At 64.2% G+C, this 3,208-nt stretch carries 3 protein-coding genes; all 3 read right to left on the bottom strand.

What is annotated here, in order from left to right; genetic code table 11:
* Positions 1–692, bottom strand: a 692-nt coding sequence (locus ACK4SV_RS16380; protein ID WP_409918912.1) for a formyltetrahydrofolate deformylase, incomplete at its 3' end; no start/stop codon positions are given.
* A 25-nt stretch (positions 693–717) separates the two neighbouring features.
* Positions 718–2,127 carry an adenosylhomocysteinase gene (gene ahcY, locus ACK4SV_RS16375; RefSeq protein WP_409918911.1) on the bottom strand — a complete coding sequence of 470 codons (1,410 nt, stop codon included), beginning with the start codon at positions 2,125–2,127 and terminating at the stop codon, positions 718–720.
* A 128-nt stretch (positions 2,128–2,255) separates the two neighbouring features.
* The coding region (locus ACK4SV_RS16370) for a glycosyltransferase (protein WP_409918910.1) at positions 2,256–3,208 on the bottom strand (953 nt) is incomplete at its 5' end.

Below are 3,208 nucleotides of genomic sequence, written 5' to 3'. Positions count from 1 at the left end.
GGGCCTTCATCGAGATCGGCGGTGACGTAGTGGGCGGTCGCGCCGATCACCTTCACGCCGCGGGCATGGGCCTGGTGATAGGGCCTGGCGCCCTTGAAGCCGGGCAGGAAGGAATGGTGGAAGTTGATGACGCGGCCGGCGAGCCGCGCACAGGCGTCCTCGCTGAGCACCTGCATGTAACGGGCGAGCACGACGAGTTCCGAGCCGGTCTCCGCGATGAGATCGAAGAGGCGGGCCTCGGCCTGCGGCTTGGTGGCCGCTGTGACCGGCACATGGAACCAGGGCAGGCCCCAATGCGCGAAGCTGGCTTTCAGCGTGTCATGATTGGAGACGATTCCGGTGATCTCGATCGGCAGCTCCCCGCGCCGGGCGGCGTAGAGCAGCGTGTTGGCGCAATGGTCTGACTTCGACACGAGCAGCAGGGTGCGCATCTTCTCGCCGGAGGGCCGCACCTGCCAGTCGGCCGACAGCTCCGTGCCCAGACTTTCGAGGTCAACTATCAGGCGCTCGACCGTGTCACCATTGCCGGGCGGCGAGAAGACGAGGCGGGCAAAGAAGCGCTCTGTGTCCGGATCGCCGAAGGTGCGCGAGGCGATGATGAAGCAGGCGTGCTGCTCCATCACCCGCGCCAGGCCGGCAACGATGCCGACCCGGTCCGGGCAGTTCAGGGTGAGAATGAATGTCTGCGGCACGCCCGCGTATCCTGTGAAGGCCGTATCAGTAGCGGTAATGTTCCGGCTTGAAGGGGCCTTCAGACTCGACGCCGATATAGGACGCCTGCTCGTCCGACAGCTTGGTGAGCTTCACGCCCAGCTTGTCGAGGTGGAGCATCGCGACTTTCTCGTCGAGGTGCTTCGGCAGGGTGTAGACCTTGTTCTCATACTGATCGGCGCGCAGGTGGAGCTCGATCTGGGCGAGGGTCTGGTTGGTGAAGCTCGCCGACATCACGAAGCTCGGATGGCCGGTGGCATTGCCGAGATTGACGAGGCGGCCTTCGGACAGGAGCAGGATGCGCTTGCCATCCGGGAAGGTGATCATGTCGACCTGGGGCTTGATGTTGGTCCACTGGAAGTTCCGGAGGCCTTCGACCTGAATCTCGTTGTCGAAGTGGCCGATATTGCAGACGATCGCCATGTCCTTCATCGCGCGCATATGGTCGACGGTCAGGATGTCCTTGTTGCCGGTCGCGGTGACGAAGATGTCGAAGCGCGGGGCGGCCTCGTCCATCGTGGTGACTTCGAAGCCGTCCATGGCGGCTTGAAGCGCGCAGATCGGGTCGACTTCGGAGACGGCCACGCGGGCACCGGAGCCGGCGAGCGAGGCGGCGGAGCCTTTGCCGACATCACCGTAGCCGGCGACGAAGGCCTGCTTGCCGGCCATCATGACATCCGTGCCGCGGCGGATCGCATCAACGAGCGACTCTTTACAGCCATATTTGTTGTCGAATTTCGACTTGGTGACGGAGTCGTTGACGTTGATGGCGGGGAAAGGCAACTCGCCCTTCTTTTCCAGCTGGTACAGACGGTTGACGCCTGTGGTGGTTTCTTCGGAGACGCCGCGGATGCCGGCCTTGGTTTTCTTGAACCAGCCGGGCGAGGCTTTGAGGCGCTTCTTGATCTGGGCGAAGAAGTATTTCTCTTCTTCCGAGGTTGGCTTCTCAAGGAAGGCCGGGTCGGTTTCGGCTTTCTCGCCGAGGATAAGGTACATGGTCGCGTCGCCGCCATCATCGAGGATGAGGTTCGGGCCCTGGCCATCCGGCCATTGGAACATGCGGTCGGTGAAGTCCCAGTATTCTTCCAGCGTTTCGCCTTTGTAGGCGAAGACGGCAGTGCCGGCATCGGCGATGGCGGCGGCGGCATGATCCTGGGTCGAGTAGATGTTGCAGGAGACCCAGCGGACCTGGGCGCCGAGCGCTTCGAGGGTCTGGATCAGCACGGCGGTCTGGATCGTCATGTGCAGCGAGCCGCAGATGCGCGCGCCCTTGAGCGGCTGGGTCGGGCCGAACTCCTCGCGCGCGGCCATCAGGCCCGGCATTTCGGTTTCGGCGATGGTGATTTCCTTACGGCCATACTCCGCCAGCGAGATATCCTTGACGAAATAGTCTTTGGTGGCCGCTTCAGTGGTCATATCAACATTCCTTTATATGATTGGGCGCGGGTACCATGCCGCCGCGTGCGGCGCAAGCTTCTGAACAGAGATATCGCGCTCTGGCGGGGGCCGGAGGCAGGGGCAAATGTTCGATGGGTGGTTTATTTTCAGGCCGCAGCCGTGGCGGTGGGCGCGCGGGCGAGAACGGCGTCGTGGTAGATGCCGGAGCTGAGCCGGCGGGCAATGGTCTGCGGCCCGGTTATGGCGAACTTCGCCCGCCGGTCGGGGCTGGCGGCCAGGCCGCGCAACGCTTCGACGCCGGCCTCGAAATCCGCCTCGGCCCATAACGTGCCTTCGCCCGGCCGGTACACGCCGGTGGAATCGCGTACGGGCTGAAGCTCGTAGGGCAGGAGGACGGAGCCTTCCTCGGACATGAATTCGAGATTGCCTGACCAGCCGGTCGCCACCACGCTCTTGCCGCGCGCCATGGCTTCGGCAAGGTGCACGCCAAAGCCTTCGGACCGGTGCGGAGACAGGATAACGTCGGCGCGGTCCAGCAGGGCGGCCTGGTCCTGATCGGTCAGGGTCTGGTCGAGGATGGTGATGCGGCTGTCGCCGGCGGCGGCTTCGTGCAGTTCCTTCGCATAGCCTTCAAACAGGGACAGGTTGCGGCATTTGAACACAAATTCCGCGCTCTGATCATTTGGGAAGGCCGCGCGGAACATGCGCAGCGCGGCGGCCGGGTTCTTACGCTCGAGTGAGGAGCGCGCATCGGCGAGGGTCAGGATCCGCAGGGGCCGGTCTTCCGACGGCGCAGCACTCGCACTGGGCGGGAGCGGCGAGACCGGCACGAAATGTGGGACAACCCGGACCGGGCAGTCGAATTTGCTGGAGAAGGAATCGGCGACAAACTGGCTCGGCGCCCAGACTTCGGAGACATAGCGCGTCTGGCGGGCCCAGTGGCGGGGCGGGGCGGTGAGTTCCCAGGACCAGGCGCCAATGATGCGCCATTTGTGCCAGCGGCGCAGGCCGAGGCCGGCGAGCGCGCGCTCCATCTCCGGCGGATTGGCGAACATGATCAGCGTCCCGCGATCGCGCTGCGTAATCGTGGACAGGGGCA

Origin of the sequence: Hyphomonas sp., assembly GCF_046313735.1 — a bacterium.
GTDB lineage: Bacteria > Pseudomonadota > Alphaproteobacteria > Caulobacterales > Hyphomonadaceae > Hyphomonas.
This window is presented reverse-complemented; position numbering and strand designations above follow the sequence as displayed.

Excerpts from the sequence above, each read along its gene's own strand:
- ahcY (WP_409918911.1), bottom strand. The coding sequence starts at position 2,127 with ATGACCACTGAAGCGGCCACCAAAGACTATTTCGTCAAGGATATCTCG.